Raw genomic sequence first — 21034 nt, 5'->3', positions numbered from 1 at the left:
AATTTGGCTATGTAGCCCTCTGTTTTGAATAAGGAAATCCACATGTTGTATCTTGAGTTTCTATTTTTGCTCGTGATGCTGTATATCGGCTCACGTTATGGTGGTATAGGCCTTGGGGTCGTATCCGGAATTGGCTTGGTGATTGAAGTCTTCATCTTTAAGATGCCGCCAACCTCTCCTCCTGTCACCGTTATGTTGATCATTTTAGCGGTGGTAACATGTGCTTCCATTCTTGAAGCCGCTGGCGGTTTGAAATACATGCTGCAAGTTGCCGAGCGTGTGCTTCGTAAGAACCCAAAACGCGTCACCCTTATTGCTCCGTTCGTGACTTACTTTATGACCTTCCTACTTGGTACAGGTCACGCGGTTTACTCTATCATGCCAATCATTGGCGACGTTGCACTTAAAAATGGCATTCGTCCAGAGCGTCCTATGGCTGCCGCTTCTGTCGCGTCTCAAATCGCAATCACAGCCTCGCCAATTTCAGCAGCAGTGGTTTACTACTTGGCGCAACTCTCCGACATTCAACACGAGATCACTCTGCTCTCAATTCTGCTCGTTACTGTACCTGCAACGCTATTCGGTACGTTGTTGATGTCACTTTACAGCCTAAAGCGTGGTAAAGAGCTAGACGACGATGAAGAATACCAAGAGCGTTTGAAAGATCCAGTGTGGAGAGAAAAAATCCTCAACACAACTGCAACGTCTCTTGATGAAGTACTACCAACAAGTGCTCGTAACTCTGTATTGCTGTTCATTGCATCGATCTTGGTTATCGTCATTATCGCGATGTGGCCAGACATTCGTACCATCGTAGATGGCTCGAAGCCAATCAGCATGGCAGTTGTGATTCAAATGATGATGCTCTGCTTCGGCGGTATCATTTTGCTTGCGACCAAAACTGACCCGCGTGACGTACCAAATGGGGTGGTATTTAAATCTGGTATGGTGGCGGCGATTGCTATCTTCGGTATTGCATGGATGTCAGATACCTACTTCCAGTACGCTATGCCTCAATTTAAATCTGGCATCGTAGAGATGGTAACTAACTATCCTTGGACATTCGCGCTTGCATTATTCATTGTGTCGGTTGTGGTGAACTCTCAAGCTGCAACGGCTCGCATGATGCTGCCTGTTGGTCTCGGCTTAGGTTTGGAACCTGCGCTGCTTATCGGCTTAATGCCAGCGGTATACGGCTACTTCTTTATTCCCAACTACCCTTCAGATATCGCGACTGTGAACTTCGATACCTCGGGCACAACTAAGATTGGTAAGTGGTACTTCAACCACTCATTCATGTCTGTGGGCTTAATCGGCGTGATTGGTGCGTGTTGCTTGGGTTACTTGCTAGGGCAAATGATCATTCCTTCGTAACTAGCCAAATCAACGATAAATTAGAGGCGAGTCATTGTACGTTTCGTACAGCCTGAGTGACTCGCCTTTCTTTATTGCACTATTCACTACAGCAAGAAATCGTCATCAATCGCGACAAAATTGTCGGCACAATCAATCAGAGTTTGGGATGTTAGCTTAGGTACACCATAAACGGTCACCGTTTTATTGAAGCACTGCTGAATTCTCTCTACTAGCAGACTAAAGTCTCCATCTCCCGAAACTAGAATCACTTCCTCAACTTCGGGAGCAATTTCAATTGCATCGAGAGTAATACCCACATCCCAATCGCCTTTCGAGCTGCCATCACGACGCTGGATGTAGGGTTTAAGCATCACCTCAAATCCAACACCACGAAGAATATGGTGGAACTGACGTTGTTTTGGATCGTTACTCGCGATGGCATAAGCACGAGCACTTACCACCTCTTTCCCTTGTGTAGCGACATACCAAAACTGGTTGTAATCAAAATTGCTTCGATACGCTTCGCGACAGGTGTAATACACATTCTGTACATCAACCAAAATGGCGATTTTTTGTTTGCTTTCCGAACTCATCTATTTCTACGCTCAATTTATTTGCTGCCTACCCTATGCCAGTTTTGGAAAAAGCACAATGAGCCAATTCCACTAAACTTAACGTATAAAAAGTTATTTGGGTTTCTAGGGGAACTGTCATGGGCGGAAAGTTACTAGTGATACTGCTTTCTTGTATCTTGTCATCGACAGCATTTGGTTATCCAGCGCACTCCAAATACTGGCCACATAGAAGTGTGCTCTACTTTGCGCCGGAAAATGATGAATACGTCAAACAATTCTTGCTAGAAACACTTATGAATGAGTGTGAGTTGGAAGACAGAGATGTCGTCACACTGGTCATTACAGAACAAGGTTATACTTTTCCTGCTTGGCTTAAAGAAGAGTTCGACCTAAAAATGCTAGCTCGTCTTTATGCGGTCGAAAAAGGTTCTCATACTGCTATTTTGCTTGGTAAAGATGGTCTAGAAAAGCACCGTTGGGGCGCAGAAACAGACTGGCCGTTTATCAACAACCTCATTGATCAAATGCCTATGCGTAAGCAAGAAATGCAGAGGCAACAAAGCCCCTGTAAAATATAGTCACTTCTGGGCAGTATTACTTTGCGAACCAATCCAATTTGTTGTGCAGCTGAGTAACGCTACCAACCACAATCAATGCTGGGCTCACAGCTTGCTCTGCCATGCTCGATAACTCGTTCAACTTTCCTTGGAACACGCGCTGCTCCGGGCGCGTACCGTTTTCAATAATGGCGCATGACATCTCAGGATCTAAGCCGTGAGTGATCAGCTTATCCATAATGTGGCCGCTTTGCTTCAAACCCATGTAGAACACAAGCGTGTTGTTGGATTGCGCCAGTGAATGCCACTCAATCTCACGACCATCTTTTTGTACGTGACCAGTGATGAATTGAACGCTTTGCGCATGGTCGCGGTGTGTTAATGGAATACCAGCATAAGCCGTTGCACCCGCTGCTGCTGTGATACCCGGAACCACTTCGTATTTGATACCAAATTCCGCTAGTTCTTCTAACTCTTCACCGCCACGGCCAAAGATAAATGAGTCACCGCCCTTCAGACGCACAACACGCTTACCTTCTTGTGCTTTCTGCACCAAGATTTGGTTGATTTGATCTTGAGGCACACAGTGAAAGTCTAATTTTTTACCTACGTAGATCATCTCTGCTGATGCATGAGCCAATTCTAGAATGTCTTTCGACACCAAACGGTCGTATACAACAACTTCAGCCGCTTGAATGGCTTTTAAGCCTTTTACTGTGAGCAAATCAGGATCACCTGGACCTGCACCAACAAGAGAAATAAAGCCGCTGTTTAAAGATGAGTGAGCAGTAGTCATATCAACGCCTATCGAAAATTTGGACATAAAAAGTAACACTCAAGTCATTAACTCAAGGTTAAAATCACCCCAAGGAGTCATTACTTTTTATAGCTAAATCAATACAATACTTATCGAAAGTTAAATGAGTTGAATAGCCCTACCTACCATAGGTAGGGCCAGATAAAAGCGGTTTATTTTGCGATTGCAGGCTCTGCTTTTACTTCTTCTTCAACTACGTTGATAGAAGGCGCTGTTTTCGCGTGAGTTAGGTACAGTGGAATACAAGTCATTACGAGACCACCGACAATATTACCTAGAATGGTTGGAATAAGGTTGAAGTTCAACCAAGTCGCGATACCAAAATCCGCACCTAGAATCATACCTAGTGGGAATAGGAACATGTTTACTACGGTGTGTTCAAATACTAGCGCAAAGAAGATGAAAATTGGGAACCACATCATTGCTACGCGACCAGACACCGAACGTGCCGTCATGTTGCCGATAACGCCTAGACACACCATTAGGTTACAGAAGATGCCGCGTACGAAACATGTGATCCATCCGTCCATACCCATGTTTTCAAAACCAAGGCTACGCGCGGTAGAAACAGCCACAAATTTCTTCGCTACTGCGTTCAGTTCTAGAGAGAAGTTACCTGTTAGAGAGATAGCCACTAGGTAAGCAACGATCAGAGAACCGATAAGGTTACCCAAGCCTACAAGACCCCAACAACGGAAGATACGACCCCAAGTGATGCCCGGACGGTTAGCAAACTTAGCCAGAGGCGCTAGACCAAAAACACCGGTTACTAGGTCATACCCCATCACACTTAGAATTACGAAACCAACGGGGAAAACAAGTGCTCCTACAAGACCGATACCCGTTTGTACAATCGCGGTAATAGCAACCACCACCGCAAGCGAAAGAATAACGCCAGCCATCGTACCGCGAAGCAGAAGGTCTCGCGTGCTTGTATTGGTTTTCGCTTCACCAACATTGATCATGGTTTGCACGAATTCTGCAGGCTTAAAATCAGTAGACATGAATGTGTCCTTATCCAAAATTGAAAGTTAAAAAGTTAAAGATTGAATAGAGAAAGGCTTCCCGTTGACACCTGAACGCTGTCTACAACACCTCGCTTCCCTGTTCCCCTGAGATGATGCTTGGAAAGCCTTTGTCTATTGAATCTAGGTTTCAGTTCATTCCCTCCCCCTAAGAGGAGGGAATGAAAACCAAGCTTACGCAGAGATTTCTACTTCGCCGTTGGTTACGCGGGTTTTGTACGCTTTCACGCTAAAACGCTCGTCTTCCATGCACGCACCTGTTGTCAGGTTAAAGCGTTGCTTCTTAAGTGGGCTAGCCACCCAAAGCTCGCCTTGGTGCTCACAGATCAAACCGCGAGAAAGCACGTTTGATTGGAAGAACGGGTCTGTGTTGCTGATCGCCAGCACTTCTTCTGCTTGTGTTGGGCGGAATACCGCAACTTGCTGACCATCAACCAGTGCACAAACACCTGTGCCCGGTACGATGTCGCTGATTTGGCAAATCTTTTCAAATGACATAATCAACCTTCCCTTATGCTTCAGTGATCGCTACGTGTAGGATGTCGCCTTTCGCTTCAGGATGTTTTTCCGTGAAGGTTGCAGGGCGGTGCTGTTCACGCTCTTGTACAAACACAACGTTTTCATCGCGCTTGTCAGAGTTGATGAAGTGCGCGAAACGAGTCAGTTGTGATTCGTCGTTGATGGTCGCAGTCCACTCACACTCGTACTCGTCTACAAGCTTCGCTACATCAGCTTCTAGTTGAGTGTTGATGCCAAGTTTGTCTTCAACAATCACTTCGCGTAGGTAGTCAACGCCACCTTCCATGTTTTCCATCCAAACTGATGTGCGTTGTAGTGGCGCAGCAGTACGGATGTAGAACATCATGAAGCGGTCGATGTACTTGATTAGTGTTTCTTTATCTAGGTCACTTGCAAGTAGGTCTGCGTGACGAGGTTTCATACCACCGTTACCACATACGTACATGTTCCAACCTGCGTCAGTCGCGATAATACCAAGGTCTTTACCTTGTGCTTCCGCACACTCACGAGTACAGCCAGAAACACCGAACTTCATCTTATGAGGTGTACGAATGCCTTTGTAACGGTTCTCGATGTAAGAACCCAGACCAACAGAATCTTGAACGCCGTAACGACACCACGTTGAGCCAACACAGGTCTTCGCCATACGAAGGGCTTTTGCGTACGCTTGACCTGTTTCGAAACCAGCGTCGATAAGCTTGCGCCAGATCTCTGGAAGATCGTCTTTTTGAGCACCAAACAGACCAATACGTTGAGCACCGGTTACTTTGGTGTATAGGTTGTATTCTGCTGCAACGTTCGCTAACGCACCCAGTGCTTGAGGTGTTACTTCACCACCCGCCATACGTGGGATAACAGAGTAAGTACCGTCTTTTTGGATGTTACCTAGGAAGTTATCGTTCGTGTCGTGCAGCTTAACCAGTTGTGGCTTAAGAATGTGCTCACCCCAGCAAGAAGCCAAGATAGAACCAGCCAGTGGTTTACAAACTTCACAGCCGTAACCTTTACCGTATTTCTCTAGAAGCTCATCAAACGTTTTGATCTCTTCAATACGGATTAGGTGGAACAGCTCTTGGCGTGAGTATGCAAAGTGCTCACACACGTCGTTCTTCACTTCGATACCAGATTTAGCAAGCTCAGCATTTAGAACAGACGTCACTAGAGGAATACAACCACCACAGCCTGTACCCGCGCCCGTCACGGCTTTGATGTCGCCCAATGTGTGGTGCCCATCAGCAACCGCCTGTGCGATCTTGCCTTTTGTCACGTCGAAACAAGAACAGATCACTGCGCTTTCTGGTAGAGCGTCTGCACCTAGTGCTGGTTTCTCAGCGCCTGCGTGTGCAGGAAGGATCAACGCATCCGGGTGTTCTGGTAGGTCGATTTCGTTCAACATAAGTTGAAGCAGGTCGCCGTAGTCAGACGTATCGCCAACCATAACCGCGCCAAGCAGTTTCTTGTTGTCTTCAGAAACGATAAGACGTTTGTAAACTTCTTGCTCTTCGTTTTGGTAAACGTAACTCTTACAGCCTTCAGTACGGCCGTTTGCGTCACCGATAGAGCCTACTTTCACGCCCAAAAGCTTCAGCTTCGCAGACATGTCAGCGCCTTCGAATTTGCTTTCTGTGTTACCTAGTAGGTGATCAACGGCAACTGTCGCCATCTTGTAGCCAGGAGCAACAAGGCCGTAGAACATTTCGTTCCAAGACGCACATTCACCGATAGCGTAGATGTTCTCATCAGAAGTCTGACAGTGGTCGTTAATAGCAACACCGCCACGAGGTGCCACTTCTAGCTCCATTTGGCGTGCTAGTTTGTCTTGTGGACGAATACCTGCAGAGAATACGATGAAGTCTGTTTCTAGCTCTGAACCGTCAGCAAAACGCATAACGTTGCGTGCGTTTGTGCCTTCTGCCGCAATCTCAAGCGTATTTTTGCTGGTGTGAACGTTCACGCCCATACGCTCGATCTTTTGACGAAGCTGGTTACCACCAGCCAGGTCAAGTTGCTCAGCCATTAGTTTTGGCGCGAACTCAACAACGTGCGTTTCTACACCCAGTGCTTTCAGTGCGCCTGCTGCTTCAAGGCCTAGCAGACCACCACCGACAACAACGCCTGATTTGCTCTTCTTCGCACACGCTTCGATCGCTTTAAGATCTTCGATAGTACGGTAAACAAAACAGTCTTTGCTTTCGTGACCTTTGATAGGTGGAACAAATGGGAATGAGCCAGTAGCAAGAATCAGCTTGTCATATTGAACTTCACGGCCAGTGCTTGAGTAAACAATGCGGTTTTCACGGTTGATGTTAATCGCGCGTTCGCCGATCAGCATGTTAATACCGTGTTTCTCGTAGAAGCCTTCTTTTACTAAAGAAAGTTCATCTGCAGTATGGTGAGAAAAGTAAGAGGAAAGGTGCACACGGTCGTATGCGACACGAGGTTCTTCACAGAAAACCGTAATGTCTATATTAGACATATCAGCTTTCTCGACTAAGTCTTCAATATAACGGTGCCCTACCATACCGTTACCGATGACTACTAGCTTCAACTTGCTCATTATAATTCCTAAGGGTTAGGTTCTTATCACTGAGCTCATTGTTAATTGTGAAAGAAAATTAATACATGATGTAAATCAATTACAATTTCAAACTACCCTAAAGGGGTAGATGAACGTATTTATCTGACTATTGCGAAATAAAAAGTAATTTATTAACGGATATTGGTAGTTTTAACAAACTGAGATAACCGAAGCCATGCTAGCAACGGACTATACCGTTTTGCTTTTATGAAGTTAGGCTGACCATCGAAACCGAGCACACCTACGATAAATCCTGCTTTGCTTCTAAACGACGCACTCACTTGACTTCACCGTTTCAAGGTGATCAGAGAACAATATCTGAAGTGATTGAAAGATTTAGAAAAATCAAGCTTCACAACAAAAATTTTTTACTAGCTAAGTCGCACTATAAAGACTAAAATCAGGTTTAGTTCATATGGAATAGCGTCCATATGATTGATACCGTAATTGACATATAGAGTGCCGTCCCATTTTTGTGAGGCGGCCTTTTATTTGGGAGTCATAAAATGTCAGAAAACAATTCTATCTACATCTCAAGCTTAGATATGAACCGAATCACGGCTTTGTTGGATAAAATGCCAAACATCGCAGCGGAGCTTGTGGAATTAGAAGCAGAGCTCGACCGAGCAACAGTTCTTGAGCCAGAACAAATGCCAGATAACGTGGTCACGATGAACTCGACTGTAGAGTTTAAATTTTCAGGTGAAGATAGAACCATGACAAAGACACTGGTTTACCCTTCTGAACTGAAAAGCAGTGATGATATCTCTATTTTTGCACCCGTAGGCAGCGCACTGATCGGTTTGTCTGTCGGCCAAAAACTTGACTGGCCAATGCCAAATAATCAAGTGAAGACAATTGAAATTGTCGATATCACATACCAACCTGAGCGTTGTGGTGCACTAAACCGCTAACCCTCAGTAGTCCCGGTGCAAAGGCCTCCATTTAAGACTTTGCACCAGGAGAGCCCCTCGCTTACCCCCTATTTCCTTCTTTGTTTTCCAAGCATTTACTTTACTGCTCTTAAGTAACATCACCGATTCTTTATTATTTACCGCATATTCAATATTTATATCTCCAAGCTCAATCATAGAAATTGCAAAGTATTTTTCGTATATTGTCGCTCCGAAAACGACGTAAATTATGCGCAAAATGGAAGAATATCTAACTCGAATTGCCTGCTTAGAAAAAGAAAATGAAGAGCTGAAGCGGAAGAATGCGCGACTACAAGAAAAGTTGAATGCTGCACTCGACAGTAATGGACTGTGCTTGTGGGAGCAGCATATTCCTTCAGGTACTTTGACGATATTCAATATGCAGTGGGGAAAAATGCTAGGTTATCAGCCCCATGAGTTAACCGCGACGGTTGAAACGTGGAAAAACAATCTCCACCCTGAAGATTATGATCTTGCGGTGGGTGCATTTGAAGATCACCTAGCAGGCAAGACCGACCTTTATGAGGTAGTGCATCGCATGATTCATAAAGACGGCAGTGATAGCTGGGTCTACGATCGAGGGCGCATCGTCGAGTATGGTTCTGATGGCGAACCACTACGGATGATGGGTACTCATATCGATATTACAAAAGAAAAGCGTTATGAGCAGCAACTGGCCAAGTTGGCTTCGAGTGATCCATTGACTGGATTGTTAAATAGAAAAGCAATTGAGGAAAACTTTAATCATCAACCTCAAACCGAACCGTCTCAGCAGTCTGCTTTAGTGTTTGTTGATATAGATAATTTTAAAGCAGTTAACGACCAGCTAGGCCATCATACTGGCGACACCCTCCTCATCAATATCGCCAATAGCTTAACAGAGCTTGCGTCAAGCAAGTCTCAAGTTGGACGCATAGGAGGCGATGAATTTGTTATCTTAAACTGGCATTCAAGTCGAGAGGAAATATCCCAACTTTGCAATCAACTCTTAGATTCAATCATTCCAGCGATAAATCAAGACTTACATAAAGTAACGATAGGAATGAGTATCGGTGTTTGTCTCTTTAACAAAGGAAAGCAACCGTTTAATGAAGTGTATCAAAAAGCCGATCACGCAATGTATGAGATAAAGAAAAATGGCAAAAATGGAGTACAATTTTTCAACTTAAAAAGTTGATATCTCTCCATAAATCATCATGTTATGAAATCAGTCATTTGCTACAACTTGAACTAACTAAAGATAAATTCTTTATATCTAAGCCAGTTACCGAAATTACCCCTAGGTACTCATAAATTTGGCACGATACAAATAAATCCCCTCCTCTCCTAGCATCAACCCAATAAGCAACTACACTCATTTAACTGATAGATTAATTACTACTATTATGAAGGGAGTTGTTTTTGATGGATACAAAACAGATTTCTACAGTTATCATAATTTTAGTTCTTTCTGCATTAGTAGTTGCTTATTTAAAGTTAACAACGGTATCAAATGCTATCCACAAACCTACAACAATCGGTATATCTAAGACGCCTCTGTCAGCCCCTTTTATCATTGCAGAGCACATAGGTGCGTTTGAAGAAAACGATTTAAACGTCGAACTTATCATGTGCTTTGGAGGGGTCGAATGTTCAAACCTACTTCTAGAAAACCATGTTAATTACGCCACTTTTTCTGAAAGCGTACTGATGTTTAAAAGCTTTGAATACAAAGATTTAGCATTAATCACTTCTTTTGCATCTTCTACGAATGATATTAAGCTGCTAACTAAAAATCGGTCTGGCATAGAAAGTATAGATAAATTACCAGGAAAAAAGGTTGGTGTAATAAAAAAGAGCGCTAGCGAATATTACTTAGACTTGTTGCTACAGGTAAATGACATTGATTTAGAAAAAGTAGAAAAAATATCATCAACAACGCAGGTTATTATAAATCATTTAATGCAAGGAAACGTCGATGCAATATCTACTTGGGAGCCATACGGATTTATGGCCAAGAATAGAATAAATGAAGAAGTAAAGAACATAGGAATTATTGGCGTGTATAAACTTTACTTTTTGCTTGTATCAAAAGAAATACACATTGAAAAATCAGATCAAGAAGTAATGAAAATAATAAAGTCACTTCATCACTCAATTAACTGGATGGATAAAAACCCTCATTTAACAATGAAAATACTATCACAAAAACTTAACACAACAGTTGAAGAAATATCTTGGAGTTGGGATGATTATAACTTTCGATTAAATTTAACGAATTCTTTATTATTTACATTACAATCAGAAGCTAATTGGGCATTAAAACAAAACTATGTAGAAGGACAGATTCCAAATTACAGAAAAATATTTAAAGAAAACTATATCAATTCATATTTTGATGGTCTAGATTAAAATGCATCGTTCGTTAAACCACTATTTAGCATCACTATTCAGTCTAAGCGTAATACTATGTATCAGCGTTATAGTATACATAAGCTTCATAAAAATAGAAGATTATAAAGCCAAGAAACAATTAAACCAAATAATGGACATACAAATATCATTAGAGTCATTAAGTAGTTATCTTTGGGCTTACACTCAAAATAGGGGAAAAAACAATTTCACACAATTCATGATTTCTCATAACAAATTAAACGAATTATTATCTCAAAATGAAGATGTTTTATACCTTACTAAAGACCTAAAAAAAATGAATCTCGAACTGTATTTTTTAGTTCAATACGAAAATAATCATTTACTAGACAAAGATCGCCATTATGATTCAGTCGTAAATTATAATAAATCAAATCCTGTCATACAATCCAGAATAAACATTGTATCCCAGGATATGAATAATGAAATAATATATATTTATAAAAAAATACTTAATAATAAGTCTACAAAACTACAAAATTTAAATTATTACACTCAAGCAGGTATTATTTTTATCTCTCTGGTTGTTATGCTATTATGCTTTTATATAAAAATAAAGTTCAAGAGAAGCTTTCAAAGGTTTATAAATGGAATAAAACAATTAAGCAGGTCAAATTTTGACTATAAAATCCCTTCAGAAAATCAATTCACGGAATTTGAAAATCTGTCTTGTTACTTCAATAAAATGGCGGCATTGTTAAACCACACAACAATATCAAAATCAAAACTTAAAGAAGAAGTAGAGAATCAAACTTCAGTTCTAAATCGTCAAAAAGAAAGTTTGGTATTTTTGTCTGAGCACGACTCCTTAACTAATATCTACAATCGTCGAGCAATAGAAAAACATTTGATCCAGCTTACGCGTAATTTCAGAGGCAGTGAGAATAGTTTTAGTTTGTTTTTTATAGATTTAAATTTATTTAAGGATATTAACGATAGCCATGGCCATGAGGCAGGTGATGCAGTGTTAAAATCTGTAGCTAGTAGATTATCAAGTATTATCGACGAATCAGACATGGTAGGCCGCTTTGGTGGAGATGAATTTATTATTATTCATCGTTCACACACAACAGGTACGTCTCTGTCTGCATGTGCACTACGCTATATCCAAGAAATAGAAAAAGTAATTCATTTTAAAGGTAAAGAGTTATGCGTCGGAGCTAGCATTGGTATTGCACTCTATCCTGAGCATGGGTCGAATGTACATGAATTATTAACAGCGGCAGACAAGTCTATGTATCAGTCAAAACGTTCTAAAGCTAGCTCGTTCACTATTGTCGGCAACAGCAGTTCGCTGTTAAAGAGGCCTATGTTTTAATCTAAAGTAGCTGTGGAAACGTTCTACATGCGAATATTCAACGACATCGACCACTGTGGCCACTTACAGTAATAAAGCCGCTTTTATCACATAGCAAAAGCTAAACTCGTAAGCTAAACGCTCTCCAGGCATTGAAGAAAAATAATCCATTGTGAATGGTTAATCCTCCCCTTTTAAACGTCAACTTTCACCACCATATGATAGTTAAGATTCATTAACAGGCTATAACTATCCTATGTCTTTTCCTCGTTTATCTGTTCTGGATTTGGCACCCGTGTCCGACGGAACAAACTTCACCGAAACGTTCGAACGCTCCGTTGAATTAGCTCAATCAATCGAGTCCTGGGGCTATCATCGGTTTTGGATGGCTGAACACCATAACATGCCCGACATCGCCAGTGCCGCAACCAGTGTATTACTCAGTCATATTGGAGCGCACACGAACTCGATCCGTTTAGGATCAGGTGGAATCATGTTACCTAACCATGCACCACTAGTTATTGCAGAGCAATTCGGAACGTTAGAGGCATTATACCCTGGTCGTATTGACCTCGGATTAGGACGCGCACCAGGCACCGACTACCAAACAATGCATGCATTAAGGCGGGAACCAGAGCATATGGATCCTGACTTTGAAGAGCTGTTGGAGGAGCTTAATTTCTTTCTTGGTCCCGTATCTCGAAATCAACCAGTCGCGGCTTATCCAGGTAACAACACATCTCTGCCGATTTGGCTTCTGGGGTCGAGTACATACAGCGCACGTTTAGCAGCTAAGAGAGGCTTACCTTTCGCATTTGCTGCACACTTTGCTCCAGATGCAATGTCTCGTGCTCTAAACTTTTATCGAGATGAGTTTGTCCCATCCGAGCATTTAGCTCAACCCTATGTGATGATTTGTGCCAACGTTATCGTAGCGGATACTCAGTCACATGCAGATTTTCTCGCGACAACAGAGAAGCAAAAATTCTTAAAAATGATTCGCGGCAATCGCGAAAAACTTCGCGCACCAGTGAAAAGTATGGCACCACTATGGTCAGCACAGGAAAAGCTTCACGTTGAAACTCAATTACGTGAATCTATCCATGGTGATCAAACATATGTAAGACAGAAAATTGAGAAACTTGTGGAACGCACTGGGGCAGATGAAATTATGGTAAACACGATGGTGTTTGAACAATCTGAGAAGTTGAGATCCTACAGGTTACTATCGGAACTCATGGACAAGTAAAAGAATGGAGGCGCCTCCCGGAGTCGAACCGAGGTCCACGGATTTGCAATCCGCTGCATAGCCACTCTGCCAAGGCGCCTTTCTGATTTTGTATCTCTGTCACCAAAGATTTTGATGGTGCCCCGGGCCGGACTTGAACCGGCACAGCGCGAACGCCGAGGGATTTTAAATCCCTTGTTTCTACCAATTCCACCACCAGGGCAACGCAATCATGCGATGGGTTAGACACCATCTGTCTCAGCGACCTTTGCCGTGAGAACGAGGCGTACTTTAACGGATTAATTTATCTGGTCAACAAAAAATATTCTATTTATCAACTGACTGGAGATAAATCCACCTATTTGTATAAATTAATACCAGAAATGTCGATTCCTATCCCCTTTTTGTACTAGCAATTCGTTGCCTGAAAACATATCGTAAACGCATACTTCTGCTAGTTTATAAATCAGACATTTACAATAAGTAAAATATTCTTTATTCGCTAACTTTTAACCTCAATAAATACAACTCATTTTATATCAACCTATTGCAAACAAATGGGCTCATTTCTTTTAACTAAACTCATACTATTTCTCCTACTCTCCATTAATAATCAACTTTTTTTACTACTATGCCAAAGTCTGTGCTTTCTATAGTTTGAATTGTTAAACAACGAATGCAATTGAACAGATAGGGGCGAGTAAATGACTAAAATATTTTTTACTCTTCGTAGATTCGTGATAACGCTAACGGTTATGAGCCTATCGATCCCTTTCTATGTCCGTGCGAACACCTTGACCATGGGGTTAGCAGGTCAAATTAAAGATCGTTGTGAGATTACTTTTTTATCAGGCAATGTGATGACCTTTTCTGAGCAGAAGACGCAATCATTGCCCTTCTCACTATATTGCAATCGCCCTTTGGGGATCACCATCAATTCTCAATATGGTGGCCTTAAATATGAACATCAGGGCGTTGAATTAATTGAAAATTACGAATTATCGTTGCAAGTCGATGAGCTTCGATTAAATGAAAGTCGACTTAGTAGACAATTGCTTTCGCCCGCAATGATAGACAGCTCTGGTGTTATTCCTTTTACTCAACGAGGAGTACTTAGGGTAACGCTCGAAAATAACTTGCTTTATGCGGGTTATTATCATGACGTTATTGAAATTGAAGTATACCCTTCAATTCATAGCGTAACAAAGTAGGAACTCTGCAAATAACTGCAGAGCAATATACGCTCAGCCGTAATTGAGCCAACAATCAAAAGTGAAAGGAATTTCTTATGAAAAAGCTAACACTCTGTGCAGCTGCTGTAACCGCTATTTTTGGTGCTAACGCTTACGCCGCTCCAGGTGACGTTCAGTTAGTTGGTTATGTATCACCTGTTTGTGAAGTGACTGGCCTTGCCACACAGTTAATTGACTTTGGTAACGTCTCAACAATTCAAAGCGTTAGTGTAGGTGGTCTGGAATTGAAATGTAATGATGCAGATGGTGCGACCGTTACCATGACCAGTGCGGAAGGTGGTTTGGAGTCGGATGATAATGAAGACTTTGCTCTAAAATATGACGCAACATTTAACCCTGCTGGCGGTTTAGCATCCTTTACATTGAACGCACCGGGTGGCCCTGGTCTAAACGATGTTTCAGCTTCTCAATCTTATGGTGGTTCAGGCAATTTGGCTACTGGTGTAGGTGCATCAATTGACATTGTTACTACCGAGACATCTCCTTGGGCTGGTGGCTACTCTGACACATTAACTGTGAATATCACCTCAAACTAAACGTACAGAATGAGGGGGCGTATTTCGCCTCCTCCTTTATTGTCATGTAAGATTTTTTTGATGGAGCTCACTGCTATGATTCGTTGGTTCACATTTTTCTTTTTGTCGTTTACGTGTATGTTCGCACATGCTTTTAAAGTAGAACCGATGTCTGCCGAGATGGCACCATTAGGGAAACGTGCTCAAATGACGATGCGGGTGGAGAATACCTCTACTGTGCCATTGACGGTAGAACTACAACCCTATTTCATGACCATGGATGAATATGGTAACGAGACCATTGTGCCTGCGGATGAAGAATTATTGGTCATACCCGTCACTGCCATTATAGAACCAGGCCGGGCACAATCAGTTATGATTCGTTACTTAGGCGATCCATCCATCACTGAATCTAAAGCGTATCGGGTTGCGGTTAAACAAGTTAAAGTGGAACGAGCCAGCAGCAATCAAGGCCAAGTGAGTTTACTTCTTCGATTCAACACGCTCATCAATGTTCGTCCGCAAAACACCTCGCCCCAGTTTTCCGTCACAAGTATAAAACAAAACGACAAAGACAATTGGGTTCTAGATGTGCTGAATAGCGGCAACAGTTACGGACGATTAACCAACACGACGTGGAAAGTATCCGATGGCACTCAATCTACTTATTTAAAAGGAAATGAAATTTCACAACGTATCTCAGGGACGTTAGTATTGCCCCACTCCAAACGTTCTTTTGAAATGTTGCCACTCGAGAACTTCAACATTCGTACACTATCAATTGATATTGAACAGGAGGAGTAACGATGCAATGGCGTTTATTAGCCGGAGTGATAGTGTGCTTTATATATACTCAAGCGTTTGGAATTACACTCTCCCCCACGGTCATTGAGCTAAATACGGATCATCAACTAACTTCGCAGTTGGTAGTTTCCAACAACTCAACCAAAACGCTCGCACTTGAAGCCAACGTTCGACGTTTGACATTTGCGCCTAATGGTACGTTTGAAACGTCTACGTCTAGCTCACCAAATGAAGACATTTTGGTGTTTCCGCCCGCAGCAATGCTCGCGCCCGGAAAGCGTCAAACATTTAGAATACAATGGCTAAGTAAAGTGCCTCTCGAAATGTCGCAAAGTTACTTTATCCGCTTTAGCACCGCCGATATAAATCGAAGCAGTACTCAAGTTGAAAAGGTGAATGGTTTGTCTACTGGGATTAATCTACAGATCCACTACAATGCACTGTTACACGTTCACTCGTCTTCTCTTCAACCGGACATAAAGTTACATATTGGTGAACATGGTAGTTTAACGCTCACTAACACCGGGAATCGATTTACCTTCACTTCATTACTCAGGTTCGACAACCTTCCTGATGATATTAATCAGACCGTGCATAAGGCGCTGGGTGAGCAGTTTGTTCCGCCTCATTCTACTATTACTGTACATTCTTCTTCGATTCAATTACCCGTTGGCATATATCATGGTTATGAAAACTGACATTTTTAAGATCATGCGCACGTTGGTTACGCCCACTTTCATGTGCTGCTTGGTTCTATTCATAATAAATTCTGCTGCCCACAGCCAAGAAATGGTGCTTAATCCAACTGGCCGAGATATTAAACTCACCTCTTTACTAAGGGTCAGTGATACTATATTAGGTGAAGCAGACATCACCATTACGGCAGACAACCAAATTTTATTACCCAAAGAGGACACCCTGTCTCTCCTAACGTCAGTTGTGACACAAGAGGTAATAAATGCGCTTAAAGAATCCAGTGGTGATGACATATTGTCTCAACAGCACTTCGCACAAACAGGGGTAAGTTTAACCTTTGATTTTGCTTCATTAGAATGTGTCTTGACAATCCCACCACAGTCCAGCCTGACACAGAATTTATCTATGAGCGAAGCGGGAAATTTATATAATTATGCGAAGCCAAGCCTTTTGAGTGGCTATGTGAATGTGTCGCTTTCCGCCAATGAAAGTCAATTTGTCGACGAAGACTCTGCTCGAGAAAGCCTATATCGCAGTCGATTCGACTCAGCATTCAATCTAAGCATGCTTAATTTTGAATATGAATCCTTTATAGAAAATGGTTCTCTAACCGGTTCAAGCTACATTAGAGAAGGCACACGCCTTAATATCGATTACCCCCAACAAGGTACTCGAGTAGTAATAGGCGATATGTACAACAGTGGTCAAGCTTTTCAAGATGGAACAGACATTTTGGGAGTTGGCGTGACGCGTGACTTCACTCTTATACCCACCAAAAATGTACGCCCTCGTGCAAGTCAATCATTCACACTCCAGCGCACGTCTAATGTCGATGTGTATATCGATGGCATCCCTGTACAAAGATTAACCCTTGGTGCGGGCAGTTATAATCTCAGTGATATTCCACTAGCACAAGGAAACAATGATATTGAGCTCGTTATTACTGATCGTTCAGGAAATGAAGAACGCATTGAATTTTCGATTGCGACCGGTAATGATTTATTAAACAGTGGCGAATTCGAATACAGTATCATGTATGGCGTTCCATCAGAAATCCAAAATAAACAATTAGAATACCTCACGGATGAACGTATTTTTCACGGTTATCTCGATGTTGGTGTCTCACCTTGGTTAACCTTAGGAGTTAATTCTCAAGTGCGTGAAAACCTATACCAATATGGTGCTAGCGCACTTTTCGCTTCTAAACTAGGCATTACTGAATTAAACGCTTCACACAGTGATCATCCGATTTATGGTCGCGGTGACGCTTATAAAGTAGCATTCGATGCCGAATTTTCTAAATCAAACTCACTAGAGCCACAGTTAAGCCTCAGTTATGAATATTTAAGCAATAGCTTCAGTGGAATATCGGCATATGAAGCATCAAGCAGTGATATTAATTTAACGACTCATTATGCTAGTGCTTTTGGATCCATCTATCTTTCACGTTCATTACGCGCGGCTGTTACTCTAAATTATCGAGCTGGCGTTGATAAAAAAAACGACTATTGGATTGTAAGCCCCAGCCTATCTGCAAGATTATTCGATACACCCGCCACGTGGAGCGCTCGTGTTAATTATAAGAATAACGAGAGGGGGAGCGATGACATTAGCACGACTCTCACCTTAAGTTGGCCACTCAGCAAACAAACACGTGTCGTTGGTCGTTATTCAACAGAACTCAATGAAAGTGCCTTAGATTATAGTTATCAAAATAATATTGGAAGCACTGGCGGCGTTTCTGCATTTGCCAGTGCCATTAATAACAAAGAGACTGACGCGGATGTTAATCTTGGGGTTAACTATACGGCAAACCGCTATGAATTAAGCGCGAGTCACACCTCTCGCCTTGAGAGCATCAGTGATAATACGAGAAATCATAGCACCGATCTTAAGCTTAGTAGTGCGGTGGCATTTGCAGGGTCATCAGTGACAATAGGAAGACCCGTTAGAGAAGCGTTTGCCATCATTAATAAACATGAAAGCCTTGCAGAGAACGACATTGCCATCGACCCTACCCGAGACGGTAAGCAAGCACGCGTCTATCTCTATGAAGACTCTTCTGCGTTGGTTCCTGACCTTGTGGCCTATAGCAGCCAAGTGATCGGATACGACGTGGAAAACTTACCACCCGGTTACGATCTCGGAGAAGGCGCTTTTTGGGTTAAACCTGGCTATAAAAAAGGATTCCAACTGCAAATTGGTTCTGATGCGGTATTAACCGTCATTGGTAAACTGTTCGATCGTCAAAGTAACAGCCCTATTTCACTTGTTGCGGGCTTTGCGCAGTACCTTGGTAAAACACAGCAACAACCAATTGAATTCTTTACAAACCGTAGTGGTGTTTTTGCGATTTCTGGATTAAAACCGGGGCAATACAAACTCGTTCTTGACACTAAAGAACAAGAGTCAGTAGTTATTAATCTTAGTGAACGAAGTGACACCTTGATCAGATTAGGAGAGTTATATGTCGATTAAACAACTAAAGCGGAGCGCGTTGTTCTTGCTACCATTGGCTAATATACCTTCTGTTTGGGCTTGTGAAGCTAACTCTCTGTCTATCCAACCAGTATCAACACAAGCAAAATACGATGTCTTCAATAACAGCAGTTTTGCAACAACCAATACCTATCGTGTGAGTGCAAATATTATTGGTGAGGGCTGCAAACTGAACTTAGTTTTACAGCTTGACGATACAAGTAAATCATTGAAAAGTAGCCGTCAAGATTCGCTCTTTTTCGAGTGGAGTGGGCAATCAGGTAACACAATAGCTAATCAATGGCGCTTTACTTTGACCGAGAACCAACCTGCTGCAACCGTACAAATGCGCTTTCCCGCTAAACAATGGTTAACGTCAGGGATCTATCGAGGCGTATTAGAAGTTGCTACGTCATATGCACAAATAGACGGCAAAATAGAAATAAGTCCTACTTTGCTTCCTGTCACTGTGGATGTACCACCAGCAGCGAAAATTCATTTTTACGGATTATCACAACCACATTATGACCTTGACTTAGGAACGTTACACTCAAACAAAGTAATCAATTCATCGCCTAACCTATGGGTTCAAAGTAACTCTGCCTATGCGGTTGTTTTGGAGTCATCAAATCATGGTGCATTACGCCACGAATCACATGAACCCAAGTGGGATATTCCCTATCAAATTATCTTCGACAACGACTACGTCAATCTTACACAATTTAGTGTACGTATCCCACGTCACGCTGCTACGACTGGTCAACCTATTCCTCTGATCTTTGTTATTGGTAACGCAGAAGAAAAACCTGGAGGTCAATACGAAGACACATTGCAGATATCAATCGAACCTAATTTATCCCAACAGCCATAAAGCGATACATATATCAAAATATGAATACCACATTGGCAAACTTCCGCGTTGTTACCTAGAATTGACTAATCTATAAGTGAGCACAATAAAAAACGGAAATTATAACTATGAGTTATGTAGAACAAGAACATAATTGTAATCGGGCTATAAAGCATATACTTTTGATAGGCGATGACGGGATTAGCAACCAATTTATAATACAAGAAATAAACAAAAGTGGCTATTTTTCTTTTGAAAGAAAATGCTTACAAGAAATTAATAAATCTACTAAGACCATCAGCTCTGATCTCGTTCTTATTAGTTATCTAACCTTAGAAAAGGTTATCGATATCCAAGTAACGTTATCACAGGTATTATCCAATAAATGGATAATTTATGATTTTCCTAAAGAAATTGGAGAAATGATAGTAGCAGAAACACAATTAATGTATCTCATAGATTTGAAAGGGATTATCTACCAGGATGCACCTATAGAGCACTTTACGCGTTGTTTAAAAAGCGTAATTGATGGTGATCTGTGGCTGCCAAGAAAAGTAATGACAGAGATGATAACCGACATTCGTCCTTATGCACTACAGCTGCAAGCGAAACAGACTCATTTAACCAAGAGAGAGATTCAAATATTTAAACTTGTCATCAAAGGCGCATCCAATCGTGAGATATCTGAAGATTTATTTATCGCTGAATGTACCGTTAAAACACATGTTTACAACATATATAAAAAATTAAAAGTAAATAACCGTAAGGAAGCCATTCAAAAGGCAAGCTTTATTTATGATAAAATTTTATTTACCCAGTATCATCACTAACCTTTTCATTGCTTGCAAACTAAATTCACGGTGAAAACATCTAATTCATCTATCAGTTCTTTGATAGTAACTATTCACCCGCGAGCTGGCTTTGTTGCTTAAATCGATGGAACTAAATCAAGAAGCTACGATCTGATCGGCTACACCCATTAATCATCGTAGCCTCATGCCTAAACCTCGTTACAAAACAACTAACTGGACGCAGTACAACAAAGCCTTAATAAACCGTGGTTCTCTGACCTTTTGGATTGATGAGGAAGCGATAGCCGAGTGGAAGCAAAACAAACAAGGCAAGCGCGGCAGACCTCG

Annotated in this window: 20 protein-coding genes and 2 tRNA genes; 15 read left to right on the top strand and 7 right to left on the bottom strand. The window is 41.8% G+C overall.

Annotated features, from left to right (window positions below; all coding sequences use genetic code 11):
• Positions 1-42: 42 nt before the first annotated feature.
• A complete protein-coding gene (locus R7Z78_RS20250; protein WP_104976072.1) occupies positions 43-1374 on the top strand; it encodes an anaerobic C4-dicarboxylate transporter in 1332 nt (443 codons plus the stop codon).
• Positions 1375-1460: 86 nt separating this feature from the next.
• Here the strand turns inward: R7Z78_RS20250 and R7Z78_RS20245 are convergent, their stop codons facing one another.
• The gene (locus R7Z78_RS20245) at positions 1461-1949 is read right to left on the bottom strand and encodes an NYN domain-containing protein (RefSeq protein WP_086047381.1); all 489 of its coding nucleotides are present in this window, start codon (positions 1947-1949) and stop codon (positions 1461-1463) included.
• 119 nt (positions 1950-2068) lie between these two features.
• Here R7Z78_RS20245 and R7Z78_RS20240 point away from each other — a divergent pair, with 119 nt between their 5' ends.
• Complete coding sequence (locus R7Z78_RS20240) at positions 2069-2509, top strand: DUF4174 domain-containing protein (RefSeq protein ID WP_017820187.1); 441 nt, start codon at positions 2069-2071, stop codon at positions 2507-2509.
• Positions 2510-2525: 16 nt separating this feature from the next.
• Here the strand turns inward: R7Z78_RS20240 and cobA are convergent, their stop codons facing one another.
• The 4 genes from cobA to nirB form a co-directional block, all read right to left on the bottom strand.
• The gene (cobA, locus tag R7Z78_RS20235; protein WP_086047380.1) at positions 2526-3284 is read right to left on the bottom strand and encodes a uroporphyrinogen-III C-methyltransferase; all 759 of its coding nucleotides are present in this window, start codon (positions 3282-3284) and stop codon (positions 2526-2528) included.
• Between the two features lie 173 nt (positions 3285-3457).
• Entirely contained in the window at positions 3458-4309 is an 852-nt protein-coding gene (locus tag R7Z78_RS20230; protein WP_025767739.1) for a formate/nitrite transporter family protein, read from the bottom strand.
• A 195-nt stretch (positions 4310-4504) separates the two neighbouring features.
• Positions 4505-4828: a nitrite reductase small subunit NirD gene (gene nirD, locus R7Z78_RS20225; protein ID WP_005387969.1), complete on the bottom strand. Its 324-nt coding sequence runs from the start codon at positions 4826-4828 to the stop codon at positions 4505-4507.
• Between the two features lie 13 nt (positions 4829-4841).
• Positions 4842-7406 carry a nitrite reductase large subunit NirB gene (nirB, locus tag R7Z78_RS20220; protein ID WP_104976071.1) on the bottom strand — a complete coding sequence of 855 codons (2565 nt, stop codon included), beginning with the start codon at positions 7404-7406 and terminating at the stop codon, positions 4842-4844.
• Positions 7407-7933: 527 nt separating this feature from the next.
• On the opposite strand from nirB, the gene rnk reads away from it, so the two are divergent.
• The 5 genes from rnk (at position 7934) to R7Z78_RS20195 (ending at position 13320) form a co-directional block, all read left to right on the top strand.
• Positions 7934-8341 carry a nucleoside diphosphate kinase regulator gene (gene rnk / locus R7Z78_RS20215; RefSeq protein ID WP_005390213.1) on the top strand — a complete coding sequence of 136 codons (408 nt, stop codon included), beginning with the start codon at positions 7934-7936 and terminating at the stop codon, positions 8339-8341.
• Between the two features lie 238 nt (positions 8342-8579).
• Positions 8580-9539 (top strand): GGDEF domain-containing protein, encoded by a 960-nt coding sequence (locus R7Z78_RS20210; RefSeq protein WP_025767735.1) that lies wholly within the window; start codon positions 8580-8582, stop codon positions 9537-9539.
• A 227-nt stretch (positions 9540-9766) separates the two neighbouring features.
• A complete protein-coding gene (locus R7Z78_RS20205) occupies positions 9767-10753 on the top strand; it encodes an ABC transporter substrate-binding protein (RefSeq protein ID WP_132936431.1) in 987 nt (328 codons plus the stop codon).
• A gap of 298 nt (positions 10754-11051) precedes the next feature.
• Positions 11052-12092, top strand: coding sequence for a GGDEF domain-containing protein (locus R7Z78_RS20200; RefSeq protein ID WP_225467761.1), 1041 nt, complete (start codon positions 11052-11054; stop codon positions 12090-12092).
• Positions 12093-12327: 235 nt separating this feature from the next.
• Positions 12328-13320 (top strand): LLM class flavin-dependent oxidoreductase, encoded by a 993-nt coding sequence (locus tag R7Z78_RS20195; protein ID WP_104976068.1) that lies wholly within the window; start codon positions 12328-12330, stop codon positions 13318-13320.
• A 5-nt stretch (positions 13321-13325) separates the two neighbouring features.
• Here R7Z78_RS20195 and R7Z78_RS20190 read toward each other — a convergent pair.
• Both R7Z78_RS20190 and R7Z78_RS20185 read right to left on the bottom strand, forming a co-directional pair.
• A tRNA-Cys gene (locus R7Z78_RS20190) sits at positions 13326-13399 on the bottom strand.
• A gap of 36 nt (positions 13400-13435) precedes the next feature.
• A tRNA-Leu gene (locus R7Z78_RS20185) sits at positions 13436-13522 on the bottom strand.
• 481 nt (positions 13523-14003) lie between these two features.
• Here R7Z78_RS20185 and R7Z78_RS20180 point away from each other — a divergent pair.
• The 8 genes from R7Z78_RS20180 to R7Z78_RS20145 form a co-directional block, all read left to right on the top strand.
• A complete protein-coding gene (locus tag R7Z78_RS20180) occupies positions 14004-14510 on the top strand; it encodes a hypothetical protein (RefSeq protein ID WP_225492135.1) in 507 nt (168 codons plus the stop codon).
• A 77-nt stretch (positions 14511-14587) separates the two neighbouring features.
• The gene (locus tag R7Z78_RS20175) at positions 14588-15088 is read left to right on the top strand and encodes a hypothetical protein (RefSeq protein ID WP_169644000.1); all 501 of its coding nucleotides are present in this window, start codon (positions 14588-14590) and stop codon (positions 15086-15088) included.
• 75 nt (positions 15089-15163) lie between these two features.
• Entirely contained in the window at positions 15164-15871 is a 708-nt protein-coding gene (locus R7Z78_RS20170) for a molecular chaperone (RefSeq protein ID WP_169643998.1), read from the top strand.
• 2 nt (positions 15872-15873) lie between these two features.
• Positions 15874-16569 (top strand): fimbria/pilus periplasmic chaperone, encoded by a 696-nt coding sequence (locus tag R7Z78_RS20165; RefSeq protein WP_169643996.1) that lies wholly within the window; start codon positions 15874-15876, stop codon positions 16567-16569.
• Between the two features lie 91 nt (positions 16570-16660).
• Positions 16661-19045, top strand: a complete 2385-nt coding sequence (locus R7Z78_RS20160) for a fimbria/pilus outer membrane usher protein (RefSeq protein ID WP_169644015.1) — start codon at positions 16661-16663, stop codon at positions 19043-19045.
• On the top strand, positions 19035-19916 hold the full coding sequence (locus R7Z78_RS20155; RefSeq protein WP_169643994.1) for a hypothetical protein: 882 nt from the start codon (positions 19035-19037) through the stop codon (positions 19914-19916). Before R7Z78_RS20160 ends, R7Z78_RS20155 begins: the two co-directional genes overlap by 11 nt.
• A 107-nt stretch (positions 19917-20023) precedes the next feature.
• Complete coding sequence (locus tag R7Z78_RS20150) at positions 20024-20725, top strand: response regulator transcription factor (RefSeq protein ID WP_169643992.1); 702 nt, start codon at positions 20024-20026, stop codon at positions 20723-20725.
• A 166-nt stretch (positions 20726-20891) separates the two neighbouring features.
• Positions 20892-21034, top strand: a 143-nt coding sequence (locus R7Z78_RS20145; protein ID WP_169643946.1) for a transposase, incomplete at its 3' end; no start/stop codon positions are given.

The organism is Vibrio sp. 1167 (assembly GCF_033340375.1).
GTDB classification, from domain to species: domain Bacteria; phylum Pseudomonadota; class Gammaproteobacteria; order Enterobacterales; family Vibrionaceae; genus Vibrio; species Vibrio alginolyticus.
Note: the sequence above shows the minus strand (reverse complement) of the source record. Positions and strands in the feature narration are given on the sequence as shown.